The 18,535-nt window shown below is 42.9% G+C and carries 20 protein-coding genes and 2 pseudogenes; 16 read left to right on the top strand and 6 right to left on the bottom strand.

Annotated elements, in window-relative coordinates; genetic code table 11:
- Positions 1 to 984, top strand: coding sequence for a permease (locus tag IM479_RS18520; protein WP_287080214.1), 984 nt, complete (start codon positions 1 to 3; stop codon positions 982 to 984).
- Positions 985 to 986: 2 nt separating this feature from the next.
- Here IM479_RS18520 and IM479_RS18515 read toward each other — a convergent pair whose 3' ends face one another.
- Positions 987 to 1,868, bottom strand: coding sequence for a universal stress protein (locus IM479_RS18515; protein ID WP_287685238.1), 882 nt, complete (start codon positions 1,866 to 1,868; stop codon positions 987 to 989).
- 133 nt (positions 1,869 to 2,001) lie between these two features.
- The gene (locus tag IM479_RS18510) at positions 2,002 to 2,202 is read right to left on the bottom strand and encodes an NblA/ycf18 family protein (protein ID WP_002739006.1); all 201 of its coding nucleotides are present in this window, start codon (positions 2,200 to 2,202) and stop codon (positions 2,002 to 2,004) included.
- Between the two features lie 571 nt (positions 2,203 to 2,773).
- Between IM479_RS18510 and IM479_RS18505 the strand changes: the two genes are divergently transcribed.
- A complete protein-coding gene (locus IM479_RS18505) occupies positions 2,774 to 3,298 on the top strand; it encodes an RNA recognition motif domain-containing protein (RefSeq protein WP_287685237.1) in 525 nt (174 codons plus the stop codon).
- Between the two features lie 72 nt (positions 3,299 to 3,370).
- A complete protein-coding gene (gene rpiA, locus IM479_RS18500; protein ID WP_002757733.1) occupies positions 3,371 to 4,081 on the top strand; it encodes a ribose-5-phosphate isomerase RpiA in 711 nt (236 codons plus the stop codon).
- Positions 4,082 to 4,179: 98 nt separating this feature from the next.
- Here rpiA and recF read toward each other — a convergent pair whose 3' ends face one another.
- Positions 4,180 to 5,307, bottom strand: a complete 1,128-nt coding sequence (recF, locus tag IM479_RS18495) for a DNA replication/repair protein RecF (RefSeq protein ID WP_287685236.1) — start codon at positions 5,305 to 5,307, stop codon at positions 4,180 to 4,182.
- A gap of 359 nt (positions 5,308 to 5,666) precedes the next feature.
- Between recF and IM479_RS18490 the strand changes: the two genes are divergently transcribed.
- From IM479_RS18490 to IM479_RS22830, 5 genes are all read left to right on the top strand, one after another.
- Entirely contained in the window at positions 5,667 to 6,239 is a 573-nt protein-coding gene (locus IM479_RS18490) for a DUF2808 domain-containing protein (RefSeq protein WP_287685235.1), read from the top strand.
- A 303-nt stretch (positions 6,240 to 6,542) separates the two neighbouring features.
- The gene (locus IM479_RS18485; RefSeq protein WP_287685234.1) at positions 6,543 to 7,220 is read left to right on the top strand and encodes a PEP-CTERM sorting domain-containing protein; all 678 of its coding nucleotides are present in this window, start codon (positions 6,543 to 6,545) and stop codon (positions 7,218 to 7,220) included.
- Positions 7,221 to 7,327: 107 nt separating this feature from the next.
- Positions 7,328 to 7,513, top strand: a complete 186-nt coding sequence (locus IM479_RS18480; protein ID WP_002761554.1) for a hypothetical protein — start codon at positions 7,328 to 7,330, stop codon at positions 7,511 to 7,513.
- On the top strand, positions 7,500 to 7,775 hold the full coding sequence (locus IM479_RS18475) for a type II toxin-antitoxin system PemK/MazF family toxin (protein ID WP_287685233.1): 276 nt from the start codon (positions 7,500 to 7,502) through the stop codon (positions 7,773 to 7,775). The genes IM479_RS18480 and IM479_RS18475 overlap by 14 nt, the downstream gene beginning before the upstream one ends.
- Before the next feature lie 281 nt (positions 7,776 to 8,056).
- The gene (locus IM479_RS22830) at positions 8,057 to 8,659 is read left to right on the top strand and encodes a PEP-CTERM sorting domain-containing protein (protein ID WP_353737560.1); all 603 of its coding nucleotides are present in this window, start codon (positions 8,057 to 8,059) and stop codon (positions 8,657 to 8,659) included.
- A 51-nt stretch (positions 8,660 to 8,710) separates the two neighbouring features.
- On the opposite strand, the gene IM479_RS18470 is transcribed toward IM479_RS22830, so the two are convergent.
- Entirely contained in the window at positions 8,711 to 9,355 is a 645-nt protein-coding gene (locus tag IM479_RS18470) for a Uma2 family endonuclease (RefSeq protein WP_287685232.1), read from the bottom strand.
- Between the two features lie 343 nt (positions 9,356 to 9,698).
- On the opposite strand from IM479_RS18470, the gene IM479_RS18465 reads away from it, so the two are divergent.
- Both IM479_RS18465 and IM479_RS18460 read left to right on the top strand, forming a co-directional pair.
- Positions 9,699 to 9,863: a metallothionein gene (locus IM479_RS18465; RefSeq protein WP_158200921.1), complete on the top strand. Its 165-nt coding sequence runs from the start codon at positions 9,699 to 9,701 to the stop codon at positions 9,861 to 9,863.
- Between the two features lie 103 nt (positions 9,864 to 9,966).
- The gene (locus IM479_RS18460) at positions 9,967 to 10,338 is read left to right on the top strand and encodes an ArsR/SmtB family transcription factor (RefSeq protein ID WP_286824748.1); all 372 of its coding nucleotides are present in this window, start codon (positions 9,967 to 9,969) and stop codon (positions 10,336 to 10,338) included.
- Here the strand turns inward: IM479_RS18460 and IM479_RS18455 are convergent.
- A complete protein-coding gene (locus tag IM479_RS18455) occupies positions 10,335 to 11,123 on the bottom strand; it encodes a pentapeptide repeat-containing protein (RefSeq protein WP_287080199.1) in 789 nt (262 codons plus the stop codon). The two genes, IM479_RS18460 and IM479_RS18455, sit on opposite strands and share 4 nt — an antisense overlap.
- Positions 11,124 to 11,322: 199 nt before the next feature.
- On the opposite strand from IM479_RS18455, the gene IM479_RS18450 reads away from it, so the two are divergent.
- The 3 genes from IM479_RS18450 to IM479_RS18445 all read left to right on the top strand — a co-directional run bounded on the left by IM479_RS18450 (position 11,323) and on the right by IM479_RS18445 (position 15,362).
- Positions 11,323 to 14,385 carry a sll1366 family intein-prone helicase gene (locus IM479_RS18450; RefSeq protein ID WP_287685231.1) on the top strand — a complete coding sequence of 1,021 codons (3,063 nt, stop codon included), beginning with the start codon at positions 11,323 to 11,325 and terminating at the stop codon, positions 14,383 to 14,385.
- A gap of 482 nt (positions 14,386 to 14,867) precedes the next feature.
- Positions 14,868 to 15,215: a DUF4214 domain-containing protein gene (locus tag IM479_RS22825; RefSeq protein ID WP_353737559.1), complete on the top strand. Its 348-nt coding sequence runs from the start codon at positions 14,868 to 14,870 to the stop codon at positions 15,213 to 15,215.
- The gene (locus IM479_RS18445) at positions 15,216 to 15,362 is read left to right on the top strand and encodes a hypothetical protein (protein WP_287699529.1); all 147 of its coding nucleotides are present in this window, start codon (positions 15,216 to 15,218) and stop codon (positions 15,360 to 15,362) included.
- A gap of 80 nt (positions 15,363 to 15,442) precedes the next feature.
- Here IM479_RS18445 and IM479_RS18440 read toward each other — a convergent pair whose 3' ends face one another.
- Positions 15,443 to 16,105: a potassium channel family protein gene (locus IM479_RS18440; RefSeq protein WP_287685230.1), complete on the bottom strand. Its 663-nt coding sequence runs from the start codon at positions 16,103 to 16,105 to the stop codon at positions 15,443 to 15,445.
- 567 nt (positions 16,106 to 16,672) lie between these two features.
- Between IM479_RS18440 and IM479_RS18435 the strand changes: the two genes are divergently transcribed.
- The 3 genes and pseudogenes from IM479_RS18435 to IM479_RS18430 all read left to right on the top strand — a co-directional run.
- On the top strand, positions 16,673 to 18,067 hold the full coding sequence (locus IM479_RS18435; RefSeq protein WP_287685229.1) for a DUF2252 domain-containing protein: 1,395 nt from the start codon (positions 16,673 to 16,675) through the stop codon (positions 18,065 to 18,067).
- Positions 18,068 to 18,265: 198 nt separating this feature from the next.
- Positions 18,266 to 18,376, top strand: a pseudogene (locus IM479_RS22820) (IS607 family transposase); the annotation flags it as partial.
- Positions 18,342 to 18,535, top strand: a pseudogene (locus tag IM479_RS18430) (RNA-guided endonuclease InsQ/TnpB family protein); the annotation flags it as partial. The pseudogenes IM479_RS22820 and IM479_RS18430, both read left to right, overlap by 35 nt.

The raw sequence follows: 18,535 nt of genomic DNA, 5'->3' as shown, positions 1-18,535 counted from the left end.
ATGTTTGACCCCTTCTATCCCTTTGATTGGTTAGCGACGCAATTAGTAACGAGAATCTTTGGTTTATCCCTTGATTATTCCCTCGGTTCGTCGCTACGGTTCTTCTTCTACGATGTACCAAAAGTTCTGACATTATTGTTAACAATTAGCTTTTTTGTGGGAACTTTGCAAAGCTTTCTCGATCCGGGTAAAGTCCGTAATTTCTTGGCAGGAAAATTCAGCTTTTTGGGTAATATTTTGGCGGGTTGTATTGGTGTTATTACCCCCTTTTGTTCCTGTTCTGCTGTACCGTTATTTATTGGTTTCCTAGAAGCGGGGGTCCCTTTGGGAGTAACCTTTTCCTATCTAATTTCTGCTCCGATGGTTAACGAAGTGGCGGTAATTTTACTTTGGGGTTTATTCGGTTTCAGAGTGACTTTATTGTATATTGGCTTTGGCTTAATTTTAGCGATTATTTCCGGTTATATTATCGGTCAATTAAAACTAGAAAAATGGGTGGAACCTTTTGTCTGGGAATTACAAAAAAGTTATCAACCTCAAGAGGAAGACGAGGAACTAGCTCTGACTTGGAAACAACGTTTTCAACAGGGACAATATCAAGCAGTAGAAATCTTTAAATCCGTGTGGTTATATGTGGTGATTGGTATTGCTGTGGGTGCGGTAATTCATGGTTATGTTCCTGCCGATTTTATCGCTAATTGGGCAGGAAAAAACAATCCCTTTGCTGTGCCTTTAGCAGTGGTGATGGGAGTGCCATTATACGCTAATATTGCGGGAGTTTTACCCATAACGGAAGCACTGGTTAGTAAGGGCATTCCCCTGGGTACAGTCCTAGCTTTTACTATGGCTGTTACTGCCCTATCTTTACCGGAAATGATTATCTTGAGAAAGGTGTTAAAAATCCCCCTCTTAACAGTGTTTATCTCCCTTGTCACCGTCGGTATTATCGGGGTGGGTTATTTGTTTAACCTGTTAGGAATTTGAGCCTATCCCTTCGGTGAGAAAAATAATAAGGGGAACCACAGTTGATGAAGAATATCTTCATTAATCCGACGCACTGCTAACCATTCCAACATATTAGAACGATGGGAAGTGGCTACAGCGATCGCACTGATATCATTTTCTTCTGCTGCTGTCAAAACTTCTAATACAGGTGTTCCTTGTCGCACTTCGCTCTGTACTTGCAAACCGAGTTTTTCTAGTCGCACTTGCACCGATTCTAATTGCTGACGGGCATCATTTAAGCGACATTCGGTGACACCGGGATCGCGACTGATATTTTCCACTACCCGGAGGAGAAGACATTGCTCAAAAGAGCCGGGGGATCGAGTTTGAGCGTATTTTTCTATCTGTTCAATTAGATAAATCGCGTCGGGACTGCCATCGTAGGGAATTAATAAATGTTTCCAGAGATGTTGACAGCGCAGGGCCAATTCATCGCGAGTATAAACTGATAATAATTGCGGTCGGAAAATCAGCAGCGGAATATCGGTAATACCTGCGATCGCTAAACTGGTACTACCGAATAATTTTTCTTGGACAGCACCGCGCATGGGATTTCCCATCAAAATCACGTCAATAGAGTGATTAGCGAGGACTTCCCGCACGGCATCCACGGGACGACGGTTAGAGATTTCGACAATAACTGTCATACCGTCGGGAATATTTGCTAAAGCTGGGGCTAATTTTTCTTTGGCCGCGTCAATTTTCGCTTGATCTACGGCAGCGAGGGTGGGTTGTTCCCAAACCGGAATACTGTGGAGGAAGATAACTTGTTTTAAGCCGCTTAGGGCTAAGTGTGGCACACAATGGACAAGACGATGGAGACCATCGAAAAGCTCTGTACAGATCAAAGCGCGCTCGAACATAAATTAACCCCTTGCAATTCGGTTATTCTTCCCTAAGAATAGCTAAAAAGGTGAAGAAATGCGCCCCGCATCCCTAGCTCGTTTCCGGAGAAACCCAACCGGAGAAAGAGGTCGCCCGCAGGGGTGAAATGAGTTATTGGGGAGCCCAGGGATTAGAATCTAGACCCCACTGGTGTTTGAGAAAAGCTTTGTACATATTTTCTCTGACCATCATTTGTTCGTAGAGCTTGATCAGGAAATCCTGCGCTTGCTCCTGACTCATTTTTTCTACCTGAGTCTGAAAAGAACGAATGTTGAACTGTTGTTCTAAGGAAAGTTCGATCGGTTGAGACATGGTGTTCCTCCTTGATGAAGGCAGTGGTTGATAACAAGCGAGATCGGTGATTGGTAGCACCTTTTTTAACTAATGTAACAAATACTTGACAAAGTGTCAATGTATCTGTAGAGAGGGTTTTGCTTTTCCCTCCCGTTAGCTAGGATACCCTGCCGCCAAAAGGAAAGAAGCATATAATGATACATTTAGCAAGAGTTTTAATAAAATTTTGCTTACTGTGAACAAATACTTAAGTAGTTATACTTATTTTTTCCATCGCAGCCCGGAGCGAGAGAAAATATTTGACAAATTGTGTAAACATTCTGTAATAATCGAATAGAGCGACATAAATCGGGTAAGTTGAATGATTAGCCCTGTTAACAGCTAAAAAACGTAACCCCTAGATTCCGTACCTCTCGTTGAAATCGTTAAGGATAGTCGAAATTGACGGCCACAGCCGCTATCGTGCAGAAACTACAAGCTTATCGCTGGGAAACATCCTCCTTAGCTCTGTTTGCCTTAAAAAAATCAGCATACAGGCACGGAATGTCGCACAAGTTTTTACATCAACCTATACTTGGAGGAATCCATCATGTCCGTTCGTCTATACGTTGGTAATTTGCCCAAAGAATCCGTCGAGCGCGAAAAATTACAGGCGCTTTTTGCCGATGAAGGGGATACGATTACCACTAAAGTCATCAAAGATCGCAAAACTGGCAAATGTCGCGGTTTTGCCTTCGTTACCGTCCCTAGCGATGAACTAGCTGACCAGTTTATCGAAAAATACAACGGTCAATCCTTCATGGAAAACCCGATCAAAATCGAGAAAGCTCTCCCCCGCAGCAAGGGAGGTAAAGAAGAAGGGGAAGAAGCAGAAGGCACAGAGGCAAGCGTAGAAACCCCAGAAAAAGTCGAAAGACCGACTCCGAAACCGACGACGGCAGCACCGCGCAAATCCAGTGGCGGCGGCAGCGGCAAAAAACGCAAGGGTGAACGGGGTGGCAGCAGTACCCCGAAAGTTACCGGCGATGGTGACGCTTTACAGCCAGATCCCCGTTGGGCCAATGAATTGGCTAAACTCAAGGAAATGTTAGCAGCTCAGGCCACTAATCCCTAATTCCATTGACAAGAGGGCAACGGATAGCCGATAACTAAGAGGTTCAAAATATCGCTTTTAGGAATGTGCATCATGACAGCAATCGATCCGGTCATTCTCATGAAACAGGAGGTCGGTAAAGCGGCCGCTAATCTAGTTCAATCTAATTCGGTCGTGGGATTGGGAACTGGTTCAACGACGGCCTACGCGATCGAATATCTGGGCGCTAGACTGCAAAGCGGGGAAATCAGCAATATTGTCGGGGTTCCTACTTCTTTTCAAGCGCAAGTTTTGGCTAGGAAGTACGGAATTCCCCTCACTACCCTCGATGTCATCGCAAAGATGGATATCGCTATCGATGGGGCCGATGAGGTGGATCCCCAGAAAAATCTGATTAAAGGCGGCGGTGCTGCCCATACTCAGGAGAAAATTGTCGATAGTCTCGCCGATATTTTCGTCGTGGTAGTGGATGGCAATAAGCTGGTGGATAAGTTGGGATCGACTTTTCTTTTGCCGGTGGAAGTGTTACCCATGGCCATGACTCCGGTGATGCGAAAATTGGAGGCACTCGGTGGTAAACCTTCCCTGCGCATGGGAGTGAAAAAAGCTGGCCCCGTGGTGACAGATCAAGGCAATTTAGTTATCGATGTTAAATTTGATAGTATCGATGATCCGGCTGATTTGGAAAGAACTATTAATAATATGCCGGGGGTTTTAGAAAATGGTTTATTTGTCGGGGTTGCTGATCTGATTCTCGTCGGTGAAATTATCGACGGTAAGCCGGTAGTCCGCGAGATTAGGTAGGCTTAACTATTCTTAATCTAACAGTGAAACAGGCCGCAGGCCTGTTTTGTTATTATGGGTATATACAGACAAAGAGCAAAATAAAGAGAGGCTATAGGCTAATAAAAAATCTGTCCCTTTTTGACAGAAAATATCTGGGAAGATTGCAACCAACGGGACTCAAACGAACTGAGATGAGTGGTGGTAATTAAAGTTTGAAAACGATCTTCGATCGCATCTAATAATTGATTTTGTCGTTCGATATCTAATTCCGCTAAAACATCATCGAGGAGTAGTAGGGGAGGTTCCCCGATAATCTGCTCCAATAACTGTAATTCCGCTAATTTCAAGGCTAAAACTAAGGTTCTTTGTTGTCCTTGGGAACCGTAGGATTTAGCGGGGTTTTGGTTAATTAAAAAATCCACTTCATCCCGGTGCGGACCGACTACCGATGTCCCTAGCTGTTTCTCTGCCAAACGACGGGTTTCAATCTTATCTAAAAAAGCCCTTTGTACCCCATTGACATCATCTTCTACCCAAGGCACATTAGGAATATATTGTAATTCTAAAAATTCGGTTTTTCCGCTAATACTTTCGTGCCATTTTTGGGCTAAAGGAATTAATCTTTGCAGGACTCGCGCCCTTCTTCTCGTTACTCTTGAACCAGTTTCTGCTAGTTGTAAATCCCAGAGTTTTAGTTGGGATAAATCCTCATAAACTTTTCCCTCTAATTCCTGTTTACGAATCTCTTTTAAGAGGGCATTTCTTTGTCGTAAAACCTGATTATATTGCTGTAAAATATGAACGTATAGGGGTTCTAATTGAATTAATAAAGTATCTAACCAATCTCGGCGAGCTTCCGGACCACCGCGCACTAAATCCAGATCGAGACTAGAAAATTGTACCGCATTAATCACGCCCAAAAAATCGAGATGACGGCGCAGGGGTTGACGGTCGCGGATCACGGTGCGACGACCGGAAGAACGGAGAATTAAACTTAATTCTGATGCTCCATAAAGACGATTAACCCTAGCAAAAATTCTCGCCTCTGATTCAGATTCTAGCACCAAATCCCGATCCTTGCTGACTCGATGGCTCTTGAGAGTGGACAAAAGTTCGATCGCTTCTAGTAAATTGGATTTTCCCTGAGCATTATTGCCCAATAATATTGTTTTTTTGGACTCGAATTTTAGCAACTGTTCGGCATAATTTCTAAAACTGTGAAGGTGCAGGTGTTCGAGATACATTGCAAGTTGGGGGTTAAGTGTTGGGGGTGTGGGGTGTGGGGGTTGGGGGTTGGGGGTTAGGGGTTGGGGGTTAGGGGTTGGGGGTTAGGGGTTGGGGGTTAGGATGTGGGGTGTAGGGTGTGGGGTGTGGGGAGTAGGGTGTGGGGTGTAGGGTGTAGGGTGTAGGGTGTGGGAAGTATAAATAAAAATAATCTCCTGTCTCCTGTCTCCTGACTACTGATTACTGATCACTGATTACTGATTACTGATTACTGATCACTGATTACTGATCACTGATCACTGATAATGGCAGCGGTTGAGGGTTAAGTGAATTTGCTATAATTCCCCTTGACAATCAATATTTTATAGTAGCTTTTACCTTGAAAATTCCTTTTTTGCCTTTAAAACAGACTGAAAGTCTATCTAAACTCGCTTTGATTGCTATACTCGCTTTTGATGCTTCTGTTTCCCTCGCAGGACAATTTCCCGATGGCAGAGTATTTTTTGAGAGTTCTCCCACTCTGGTTAATTTCTCCGCTACTTTCCAATCCGTGCGTGCTTGGGGAGCAAAATACTATCTTACCATCGCTCTGCCGCCGTCCCTCGGGGCGCCCTTGGGCAAAGTAACCCTACAACAGCAGCCTAATATTCAAACTATTGCTTTTCTTGTTGATCAAACCTTTGCTTTTCTTGGCGATCGCAATCAGCGCGGCGAAAAATTAACCCTAAAATCCACTACTTTTGACCCCAATACTCAGACGATCACGGTCATTTTTGATCCTCCTGTCCCCCCCGGTAATACCGTTTCTATCGGTCTGAAACCAGTACGAAATCCCGATTATGGTGGTGTCTATCAGTTTGGAATTACTGCTTATCCCCCCGGGGATAATTCTCCCGGATTAGATATAGGTGTCGGACGTTTAGCAATTTATGAGGCTGGCGATCGCTGGTAGGCTGTTCCGCGTCTAAAAACAGTAAACAGTAAACAGTAATCAGTGAGCAGTAAGGGACTTGCGTAGGAATAATATCCCAGCTTTGAAAATCGCTCTGTAGAAGAACCAGACCAGCCAGATGGTACATTATCAAAGCGCAAGTCCCTAAACACTAAACGGTTATCATTGAGAGGTAATATTCATTTAAATGAGGTTTTCTGGTTATGACATTAGCAAAACTTATTTATTGTGGGGGGGGGGAGAGATAACAATTGCTTATCCAAGATAGCGATCACATCCTCTGTTTTAGCTGTTAGTACCTTCGTGATTGTACCTGTTAACGCTTCTAACGTCACCTTGAACTTTAATACCTTACCAAGTTCACAAGGATGGACGTATTTGGTAGATGGTAATACAGCAACGGAGACAAATGTGTTTTCTATCAGTAACGGTGTCCTCACTCAAAATACATTAGGATCAGGTGATGGTGTTAACGGCTATACGTTAGCGAATGTCGTTGACACGACTCAGCCTTTTACCTTATCTTGGCGATCACGAGTGCTTCAAGATGAATTTATACTAAATCCTCAAAATTTCTTTGGTTTCGGATTAACCATCAATAGTTCATCACAACGTTTTACGGTTGGGTTTGGGACTGACGCAATCGGCATTTCAGCATTTCAAATACTGCCAGGATCATTTGACAATACCGTGTTTCATAATTATCGCTTGGAAGGTTCATTTAACAGCGGAAACGCTCAATTATACATTGACGACCTGCCGATTGCCACTTTAGCGCTTTTGAGTGGAGTTACCCCAAATGCTTCCGACGGACTTTTCTTTGGCGATGCAACGGGTTACACTAATGCACTAGCGGAGATAAGCAGTTATAGTTTTATACAGGGTACTCTTCCCGGATCAGTTCCCGAACCTTCATCAATTCTAGGGTTACTGAGTTTAGGAGTATTAGGAATAGGTGCAGCCTTAAACCGAAAACTGTAACCCCTAAATTATCATCGGCAAAAGTTCCCTGACTTCGTTGTCCATTTGAAGTCAGGGATTAAGCGTTTGCTTGACATAAATGTATATCTCGACAACCCCAGAGTCTTATGATTTCCACCCTAACCCTTGAAGAAATCAAAACCCTAGTCTATCAACTTCCCCTCTCAGAACAAATTTCTCTCTTAGAAGACCTCGAAGACAAGCTAGAAACCCTCACCCTCATGAAACTAGCAGAAACAGGCTTTCCTGAATGGAACGACCCAGAGGAAGATATTTACAATGTCCAACCCTAAAGCTGCCGAAATTTGGTTAGTTCGCTTTCCCTTCAGCGACCTTAGCACCACAAAACTCAGACCCGCGCTAGTTTTAGCTGTACATCGAGAAGAACAAATCATCCTGGGAATCTTCTCCAAAATCCCCCCTGGAGAGTGGTGGGAAACTTGGATATTGGTTAGGGAAGGACATCCCAACTTCTCACAAACAGGCTTAAAAAAGACCTCTGTAATCAGAACTGACAAGATTGCGACGGTCAACCAGTCCGTTTTTCAATCCTAAACTAGGCATTTTACCCTCAGACATCCTAAACCAAGTTCAAACTGCCCTCAAAAAATCCTTAAATATTCCCTAGCATTGATTTTATCCAATGATTAACTTTCCTAAAGCGATCCCAAAGACTTACTTAAATTTCCCCTGAGCAATCCAGAAAGCTTCGTTACTATACTACTATACAACTAAACAATCACTCAAATCTAATTCTCCGGAGGCTTTTCAATCATAACATTAGTAAAACTGATTGATTTTGCGGGGGGGGTAAGAAAAACTTATTAAAAGTTGCGATCGCTTCCTCTGCTATTGCTGTTAGTTCATTTGCGATCACACCTACTCAAATCAATGCTGCCACAATCGTTAGTGATTTTTCCTGGATTCCTAGTCCTTTTCCTAATGTTATCAGTACGGCTAACACTGTTTTATCTGATGGAACAGCAGTCACAATAAGTACATCACCGACTGCTCTCAGCAGGGATCAAACCGCTGCAAATATTGGGGATTTTGGGAGTTCTGGCATCATTACATCGCTGAATTTCAGTCGCACAATCTCAACATTACGTCTTAGTGTTGGAGATCTAGATACTTTTGAATCGCTCAGCAATTTTTCAGTATCTCCAACTAGCGTTGATGGAGTTTACCAGCTTAATTCTGGAGTCGTTACATCTACTGCTGATAATAATGGAGGAAATCTATTTTGGAATAGCTTAAATTCAACATTCATCTCTTTTACGTTTAATCGACCGCCACTATCAGGAATATTATTAGGTGATTTTGAAATTAATCAAATCGATCAACCTCCTGTCACTTCCGTTCCCGAACCTTCATCAATTCTAGGAATACTGAGTTTAGGAGTATTAGGAATAGGTGCGGCTTTAAAGCGAAAACTGTAACCCCTAAATTATCATCGGCAAAAGTTCCCTGACTTCGTTCTCGATTTGAAGTTAGGGATTAAGCGTTTGCTTTACCCAAATTCGGAATTGTTTTAATGCCATGGCACTACCTATTTTTTGACTATTTTGTAGCGTTTCTGGAATTTTTTCTATTAGATTAAATTGAGGAAATAGTCGGCTTTGGCAAGATTCAACATATTCTGATCCTTGCAAAACATTGATTTCCAGTCTCTCTCCATTATATCGCCACAATTCAGGAACACCCAATCGCTGATAATTATTAAATCGGGTTCGCTTAGTAATATCAATCTCAATTGCTAAATCGGGAGGGGGATCAATAGCCAGATCAAGTCGCTTTTTTCCCCTGACAGCAGCACAATTTTCGATATAAAAAGACTCATCTGGTTCTATTCCTTGATCCATTTGCTGATTTTTAAAGGTTGTCGATCCAGCGGGTTCATAGTCTAACTCTAATTCATCCAGGAGAACTTTAACCAAATCACCGATTAAAACTTTGGTATTTTCATGAATAAAAAGAGGAGTCATTGCTTCTAAAGTTCCCTGACTATAAGATAGACGAATTGACCGTCGATCTCCCAATTCGTCAAGAATTTTTTCATAATCTTGCCAAGTGAGTGAAGTTAACAACAGGCGGTCGCCTGGGGTAACAGTTAGTTGTTTTAATGCTAATAACATCAGAATTTGTCGGCTCAGTTGTTATGATTGGGCGGTTTAGTCAGTATTTAACTTTTTTCTACCTTAGACTATATATAGCAGTTTTCATCAGAATGAGGCATGGGCAAGGGGCTTAAACTCTTTGTTGGCAAAACTTGTCGATACCTCAGTAACGTGAAAAGCTCTATATGCAAACTGAAAACTCAAATCTGATCACTGATCAAGGAGAACTTCCCACCTCACCCTTGAGATGACTGCTCTAACTTTCCTGTCTGAATTTCAGAAAAATTTAACTTTATTCAATCCATGAACATCTGTTCAGATGTTATACTAAAGTCAGTAAAGAAGTTCAGAGGTAGTAACCATGATCGCTGTCACCACCATGAAATGTGCTTGTGAATCCTGTTTGTGTGTAGTATCGATCGCCGATGCCATCGAAAAAAACGATCAATACTACTGTTGCCAAGCTTGTGCCGATGGTCACGTTAACGAAAAAGGCTGTGGACACAAGGGCTGTGGTTGCGGTTAAATTTAGTTAGGGTTTGCCGAATAAATCTAAAAACCTTTCAGCAAACCCTAGTTATTGGGAAGAAGGGGAAAGTATCGGAATTAATAACCGATCGGGAAAAAACATGGCCATAGAGAAAATAGCACCGGTTTGCGGGGAATCCCATCACCAAGAGGGGAAATTCCAGAACTTGCAGGGATTAGAACTAGAAAAAGCCCAAAAAATGGCCGAATTTTTCAGCCTTTTGGGGGATGCCAACCGCCTAAGAATTCTATCGCTTTTAGCCAAACGAGAATTATGTGTTTGTGATTTAGCCGACGATTTAGGGATGAGTGAATCGGCCGTATCCCACCAGTTAAGAACCCTAAGAGCCTTAAGATTAGTTAAATACCAAAAACAGGGACGGAGAGTCTTTTATCGTCTTGCCGATCATCATGTTCTTGACCTTTATTACGCGGTCTCGGAACATTTAGAAGAGCCAGCGGACGAGGATTAAAACAGTCCCAAAGCGGGTAAAACAAACTGTAAGAGCAGAGAACCAATCCCCTGCACCATTTGGTCTAATTGAGCGTTGCCACCACCCTGTTCTCGCGGTTTTAGGGCGATTTCCATGCCTTTAATAAAATTCTCTGCCGCTTCGTAACCGGGGGTGTTACCTTGCTGTTGAAAGAGAGTCGAAGCCATTTGAGCGTCCTGGGCTGCTAGCGCATTTTGTCCCAGACGATAGTGAGCCATGGCCCGGGCCAGATAAGCTGGAGCATATTCTGAGTTAATTGTCAAGGCCTTATTAAAATTTTCTATAGCGGCGCTGGTGCGTCCCTGTTTTCCTTCCACCATTCCTAGTCCGTAGAATAGTTCAGGAGTACCGGCACTACTGGGAATTCCCACCGCACCCTGTACATAGGCAGTGTCTAGTTTGGTGTTGTCGAGGTTAGCATTATTGAGATAAGTACCTCTTAAATCCGCACCCGTCAAGATTGCCCCGGTTAAGTTCGCTCCAGTGAGATTAGCACCAAAAAGAGAGGCTCCGGTTAAATTTGCCCCACTCAGATCCGCCCCACTTAAATTAGCTTGACTAAGATTGGCCCCGACGAGATTGGCCCCATTTAATTTTGCCCCAGCTAGATTCGATTGCACTAACCCCGAACCGCTCAGATCGCATTGGGGACATTTTCGGGTGGATAATAATTGCTGTAGATGGTTTAAATCTTCCGTCTGACCAACTAGGGACAAGTTAAGGGGAAGACTGAGGACGAGGGTGAGGGCGATCGATTTGTACATAGTTGAAAAATAACTCTATTTATTATTACTGATAATAACCATGCGATCGGGGCTAATCGCTGAACTAGATTCTGCTTGAGAAATCAGCCCTTGTCCACTAAAATAGAAGATTAGAGGCTCTTAAGGTCAGAAGAAGCGACAAACGAGATTTGTTACCTTTTCAACAGCAGGTTTTTTAGAGGAATTTCCCTATTTCATAATGACTACTCTACACGGTAATTGGCTGATTCGTTCGCAAGATAGTGTTTTTTTTCTTTGGGGTGAACAGTGGCAAGGGAAGGAATTAAGTGAAACAAAGGAAAATCATCCTTTTTGTCTAGAATCAGGGCAATTATCCCAATTTATCGAGAAATTTTCTCCTCAGCTTGACCGGTGTTCTCCAGAATCAATCAAGCTCAGTCTCCCTAGTTATTCCCCCCCAAGGAAAAAATATTTTTTACCGCTGCTGTCGGGACAAATTCTCGAACCCACAGCTAAATCCTTGTCTTGGCAACCATGGCAGGTATCGGGATTAACTTTTTCTGCGGGGATGATAGTGCGGTTATGGGAGAAATTACCCCTAGCTAAGGCCGAATTTATCGGCAATGATCTAAGATTTTGGCTGTATTTGCACCGTTGGAGTTTAGATTTATTAGCAAGGGGGAAATTTTTAGCGGGAATAAATCAGGGTGAAAGTTGCTGGTATCCGCTGCTAGATAGTACCATCGATCGCACTCGTTTAGCTAAGTTTATCCAAACCATCCCCCCGGTCTGTCTTGCCTATCAAGAAAATAGCGAACCACAAATAATTATTCTCGATTGCTTGAAAAATATTGTCGATGCTCGTTTGCGACAAAAGATAGATAGTGGTGTTAATATTTCCCCCTCATTGATGGTGAAACCCTGGCTACAATCTTTAAGCGGTGATCATCATGACATTGCTTTAGAAGCCAAGAATTTACAGCGTCTAGAAAATGCTTATAATAACTGGGTTTTTCCTATCCAAGAAAGTTTAGTTAATGGCAATAATCGCCAATTAATCGAGAATCAATACCGTGTTTGTTTATCCTTACAACCTCCCAGTCTAGGAACAGTGTGGAAACTAACCTATTATTTACAAGCGTTAGATGATCAAGAATTTCTCATTAGTGCCAAGTTGATTTGGTTAGAGGGCAAAGAAAGTTATCATAGTTATCAAAGAGTTGTCAATAATCCTCAGGAAATTCTCTTAAAAGGATTGGGATTAGCGGCGCGATTGTACGAACCGATTAGAATTAGTTTAGAGCAGAGACACCCGGAGGAATGTTCTCTTGATTCGATCGAAGTTTATCAGTTTATTCGCTCGATCGCTTGGCAATTGCAAGAGCAGGGATTAGGGGTAATTTTGCCAACGGGTTTAACTGCTGGTAGTAATGAACAAAGATTAGGAATTAAGATTGCTGCCACTGTCACCCCCAAAAAAGGAGAAAGATTAAGTTTAACCAGTTTATTAAACTTTCAGCTTAAATTAGTGGTAGGGGAACAGGAAATATCGAAAAAAGATTTTGATAAGTTATTAGAGAAAAAATCGCCAGTGGTGGAAGTGGGGGGCAAATGGTTAATCCTACAACCAACCGATGTCAAAGCAGCTCAGGCAATTTTAAATAATACCATCGCGCCCCTTAATCTCTCGGTGGAAGATGCTCTGCGCTTGAGTTCAGGAGATAATAATCTAATTGCTAAACTGCCGGTAGTCAATTTCCAAGCGGAGGGAGCATTAAAGGAATTAATTGATAATTTAAATAACAATCAAGGGATTCAATTAATCAACCCACCGCGGGAATTTCGGGGGGAATTACGTCCCTATCAAATCAAGGGAGTTAGTTGGTTAGCTTTCCTAGAAAAGTGGGGTTTAGGTGCTTGTTTAGCCGATGATATGGGTTTAGGAAAAACCCCGCAATTAATCGCTTTTTTACTAGCATTAAAAGAACAGGATATGTTAGTTAATCCTGTGTTAGTGGTGGCTCCCACTTCTGTGGTCAATAACTGGGAACATGAGTTAAGAAAATTCGCTCCCACCCTGGCTGTTTTTGTGCATCATGGCGAAAAAAGATTAAAAGGTCAAGCTTTTGCTCAAGAGGTAAAAAATAAATCGGTTGTTATTACCAGTTATCCTTTAATCTATCGCGATCTGTCCAGTTTAGAAGCAGTACAATGGCAAGGTTTAGTTTTAGATGAAGCTCAAAATATTAAAAATTCTACGGCTAAACAATCCCAAGCAGTGCGAAAAATACCCGCAGGATTTCGGATTGCCTTAACGGGAACTCCCGTAGAAAATCGCCTGACGGAATTATGGTCAATTTTGGATTTTCTCAATCCCAATTTTTTAGGAACTCAAACATTTTTCCAGCGTCGTTTTGCCCTTCCTATTGAAAAATACGGCGATCAAGAATCCCTGCATAATTTACGTTCCCTTGTCCGTCCCTTTATTTTACGGAGATTAAAAACCGATAAAAATATTATTGAAGATTTACCAGAAAAACAGGAAATGAATATTTTTTGTGGTTTATCGAAAGAACAGGGACAACTTTATCAACAATTAGTCGAGACAACGCTCCAGAAAATTGAAGAAACTCAAGGAATTCAGAAACATGGATTAATTTTAACCTTGCTAATGCAACTAAAACAAATTTGTAATCATCCCGCTCACTTTTTGAAAGAAAATAGTTTAGAAACCAGTCAAAGATCGGGAAAATTATTACGTTTAGAAGCCATGGTAGAGGAAGTGATAGCAGAAGGCGATCGAGCTTTAATTTTTACACAATTTGCCGAGTGGGGAAAACTCCTACAAACCCATCTCCAGAAAAAATTAGCCGAGGAAATATTATTTCTCTCCGGTTCTACCAAAACGAAAGATCGGGTAGAAATGATCGAGCGCTTTCAAAATGATCCCCAAGGACCAAAGATTTTTATTCTCTCCCTCAAAGCGGGGGGAACAGGATTAAATTTAACCCGCGCTAATCACGTTTTTCATATCGATCGTTGGTGGAATCCAGCCGTAGAAAATCAGGCCACCGATCGCGCTTTCCGTATCGGACAAAAACGCAATGTTCAGGTACATAAATTCATCTGTACGGGAACCCTAGAGGAACGCATTAATGAGATGATCGAAAGCAAGAAACAATTAGCGGAACAAACCGTAGATGCTGGAGAAAATTGGTTAACAGAATTAGATACCGATCGCCTACGAGATTTATTATTATTAGATCGATCGGCAATTATTGATGAAGAAGAAACCGATTAGAAGCAAACTCGTGATCGATTGTTTTAGTTCAGCAATTCTCATTTTGAAACGATTTTGCCTTGTTTCAGCGACCTAGAGATTCGTTAAAGAATTTTAACCCCTCTAGTGGGACTTAGACAAAAAACAAATCAAGAAAAGCCTCAACCCCAATCCCCGCTTGGGATTTACTTCAAGAAGCCCAAAATCGCTGAAACCCAGATATATCAATGAAAATCACAAATCGAGGTTAACCCCTTGTCCGGTAATGGTTTGAGCCTTTTTTGCTGACCGAAAACGCCTAAGTCCCACTAGGCGCAAGGGTTTTAATGTCATGAAACCGGCTCTCTTGGATTTGGTGGGTAAAATGTATTCTAAGATACATTCCTCCTAGAGAGGGGGTGGAACGAACCACAAAGACACAAAGGACACAAAGATCGATCAATCCTATGTAAGTTAAACTTATCACACACAACCTAGAAGAGCCTGAAACCTTAAAATGAGAATTGCTGATTGCTCCTAGCCCAGAGTATCAAAGTAGGCAAGCTGTCATTCAGATTTACAGAGAGATTCTAGAGCGAGATGTAGATCCTTCAGGAATGGATACTTGGACTAGAGAATTAAACAGTGGGAGGACTGTCCTTCAAGTCCGGCGTGCAATTGCAGAGAGTCCTGAAGCCCAGAACAAACTTAATGGCTTATACCGAAGGATGCTCTGTAGAGACATTGATTCATCAGGAAGGGCAACATGGACAAATGCTCTTGCTAGTGGATGGACACTGCAAAGAGTTGCTGCTGAAGGTATTGCTCCTAGCCCAGAGTATCAAAGCAGGGGAGGAAGGTCATGCAATTAAATGCTGCCTAACAACCCCCATGCACGCCGACCGCCCAAAGATTATCTGCTGGGCGTTCAAGGTTATCTGCGGCGGGTGATGGGCAACGTTAATGTTGCTCCAGCAATTCTCATTTTGAAACGATTGTGCGTTGTTTCAGCGATCTAGAGATTCGTTAAAGAATTTTAACCCCTCTATGTGCAAGGGTTTTAATGTCATGAAACCTTAAAATGAGAATTGCTGTTTGGTTAACGACCATTGTGTAAACTGACTAAACGGGCAATAAAAACGGCGGGATAGAGAACTCCAGTCATTCCTTCTAAATTGGCTAGAACTCTAGCGACTTTACTGGCAGGAACTATATCACCGTAACCCACCGTGGACAAGGTAGTAAAGCTGAAATGAAGTAGATCCGCTTGGTTGACGGTTTTAGCGGCGGAGCTAAAGGAATCGGGGTCGAAAATCTGGATGATATTATAAGCGGCCGCCCAGAAAAATCCTAAGAGAAAATAGACACAAATTCCCCCTTTGATAATATCAGACGTGACTTGTTCGGCGGGAATTAATTCTAGTAAAATCGAGTACACACATAAACCAATAAAAGCTAGAAAAATTAACGTACTAGATAGCTCGAACCAACGGTTAAAATCGCTATAAATAGGGATAATCGTGCTGAATGCTCGCAGGAGGAGGGCAATTAAAAACAGACTGATATTAAATCTTAAAGCCAATTTACTTCGATCAATCTGATAGACTGCGATGATCAGAGAGAGGGAGAAGAAAAAGAAAATCAGCCAATCTCCCAGGGGTAGATATACTAAAAATGGGTAAATAATGTAGAGCGAGAGCAGATTTGCCAGCAGCCGATTGTATTTATTTTCTGTGGCCTGTATCAATTGACGGAATTTCATAGCAGCGAACCTTTAACTGGTAATATTTACTCCTGCTCATCAATTTTAAGGGTATTTACGGCGGATTCAGGATTGGTCTGGTACATTCTCCACGCCGAAAAGCTTATCCCATAAGGAATTAGCTGTGCCAGATGAATAAAGCAACCGCTGCATATCTTATCTTTAACGTGGAATATACCCCCCTTTTCCCCACAAAAGAGCGAGATTTTAGCCCCTGGCCGAAGGCTGAACATTAGATAAAATTTTGTTACGAGCATTCCGCCAGCAATTTTTGAGCAAGATATAATCGAAGTAGTAGGGCTGCCATTGGGCTAAAAGTTAAGCAAATTTAAGAGATAGCCATTTCAGAAAAAATGTATCATCGATAATGTTGAGCTTCCCCGAATAAGAAGCGAGTGAAGATTAATTGTTGAACCGAGCATCAGAAGCTATCTCTAAAGGGGCAAATGTTAGAAAGTTATCCCATTCGGGGAACCATCACTATTGACTTATCTATTTCCTATTGCTTGTATTCATTTAGTCATCTAACAGCAAGGGATGTAATCTCATTCAGGGGAAAAAGTCGCTATGAACCACCAAATAGAAACCCCGATCCGCTCATCTTCTCAAGCTCGATTCCGTTCACGGGAAGAACGCATCCAGATCGGTAAATCCCTGCGGGAGCGATTGCCGCGTTCTAGCCACGCTATCTGGCAACCCCCCGCAGCTGGTCGAGAGCCGATCGAGATCATCGAAGCATCAAATCGAGGGCGATTACAGGAATTGATTCCTATCCGCTACGGACGAATGTTGCGGAGTCCCTTTACCTTCCTGCGCGGTTCCGCTGCTTTGATGGCCTACGATCTGGCCACCACTCCCAAAACCGACGTTATCGTGCAGGCCTGCGGGGATTGCCACCTGTTGAACTTCGGATTTTTTGCCACCCCCGAACGCAATTTAGTCTTCGATATTAACGATTTCGACGAAACCCTACCCGCACCTTGGGAATGGGATCTCAAGCGTCTAGTGGTCAGCTTTGTCATCGCCGGCAGGGATAGCGATCTATCCGATCAAGAATCGAAGGCGGCGGCGATCGATTGCGCTCGTTCCTATCGGGAACACCTGCGGGAATATTCTCGCCTCAGTCCGTTAGAGATATGGTACACGCGCATAGGAGTAGAACAGGCGATCGAGATGGCTCCCGACGAAAAGACGCGGAAGATACGGGAACAGATGATGGCAAAAGCCCGCGAGCGCATCATCGAACATCTTTACCCCAAGATCGTCACTCAAACCGGGGGACGCAATCGCTTTGTCGATCAGCCGCCCATTCTCTACCATGTCAACGAACCGGATTGGGAGACTCTCGTGCGCGAGGGTCTGGAAGACTATCGCCAATCCCTGCCGGAGGAACGCCGGGTTCTCTTTGATCGCTACCAGTTAGAGGACTTTGCCCTGAAAGTGGTAGGCATTGGCAGTGTCGGCACTAGATGTTATATCGCCCTATTTTTCTCGGAAGACAACCATCCCCTCATCCTACAAGTTAAGGAAGCCTGCCCTTCGGTTCTTGAACCCTATACCGCCAAGAGCCAGTACGAAAATCAGGGACAACGGGTGGTTACAGGCCAGAGATTGATGCAATCCTCTAGCGACATATTTTTAGGCTGGACCAAGGGAAGACGGGGCAAAGACTTCTATTTACGGCAACTGCGGGATATGAAGTTTTCCCTACCCATTGAGGGAGTGTCGGCTGTCCAACTGCAACGCTACGCCGAGTTCTGTGGCTGGACCTTAGCCCGCGCCCACGCTAAATCTGGAGACGCAGCCACCATTAGCGGTTATTTGGGGAAAGGAGATCAGTTCGATCTAGCGATGGGCGAGTTTGCGATCGCTTATGCCGAGCAGACAGAACGAGATCACGCCGCTTTGGTGGAAGCGGTCAAAACAGGACGGGTCGAGGCTTTGGTAGAAGAAGATTTATAGCATTAAGCTATCAGCCATCAGCCTGTTATTTCTCGACCTTAGATTAGGGGCGCGAGCTTTGCGCCCCCACATTGCAGCTGGTATTGTAAAGTTTTGTAGAAAATATACGCAAATAACAGCAAACAACTGCTACTGTGGTTAGTGCAAGTTTACCTTACAGTTCAAATGAAACTATCAGATTATGCCAAGAAAAAGGGATTTTGCGCTCGACTGTCTTCAATAAGACGAAGAACAAGAAAAACCGAATGTTTAATCAATTGCTTGGAGGAAGAGCATGAAATTAGTTCAAAGACATCTAATCAAATTTAATAAAAATGAATTTTTAGCATTTGATAAGTTGGCATTTTTATCAAAGAATCTTTATAATTGTGCTGTCTATTTAAACCGTCAAGCCTTCTTTTCACATCAGCCATTTCTAACCATGACTGAGTTACACCATGCTTTGAAAACAAGCGCAGATTATCAAGC

Source organism: Microcystis sp. M165S2, from assembly GCF_020245885.1.
Lineage (GTDB): Bacteria > Cyanobacteriota > Cyanobacteriia > Cyanobacteriales > Microcystaceae > Microcystis.
Note: the sequence above shows the minus strand (reverse complement) of the source record. Positions and strands in the feature narration are given on the sequence as shown.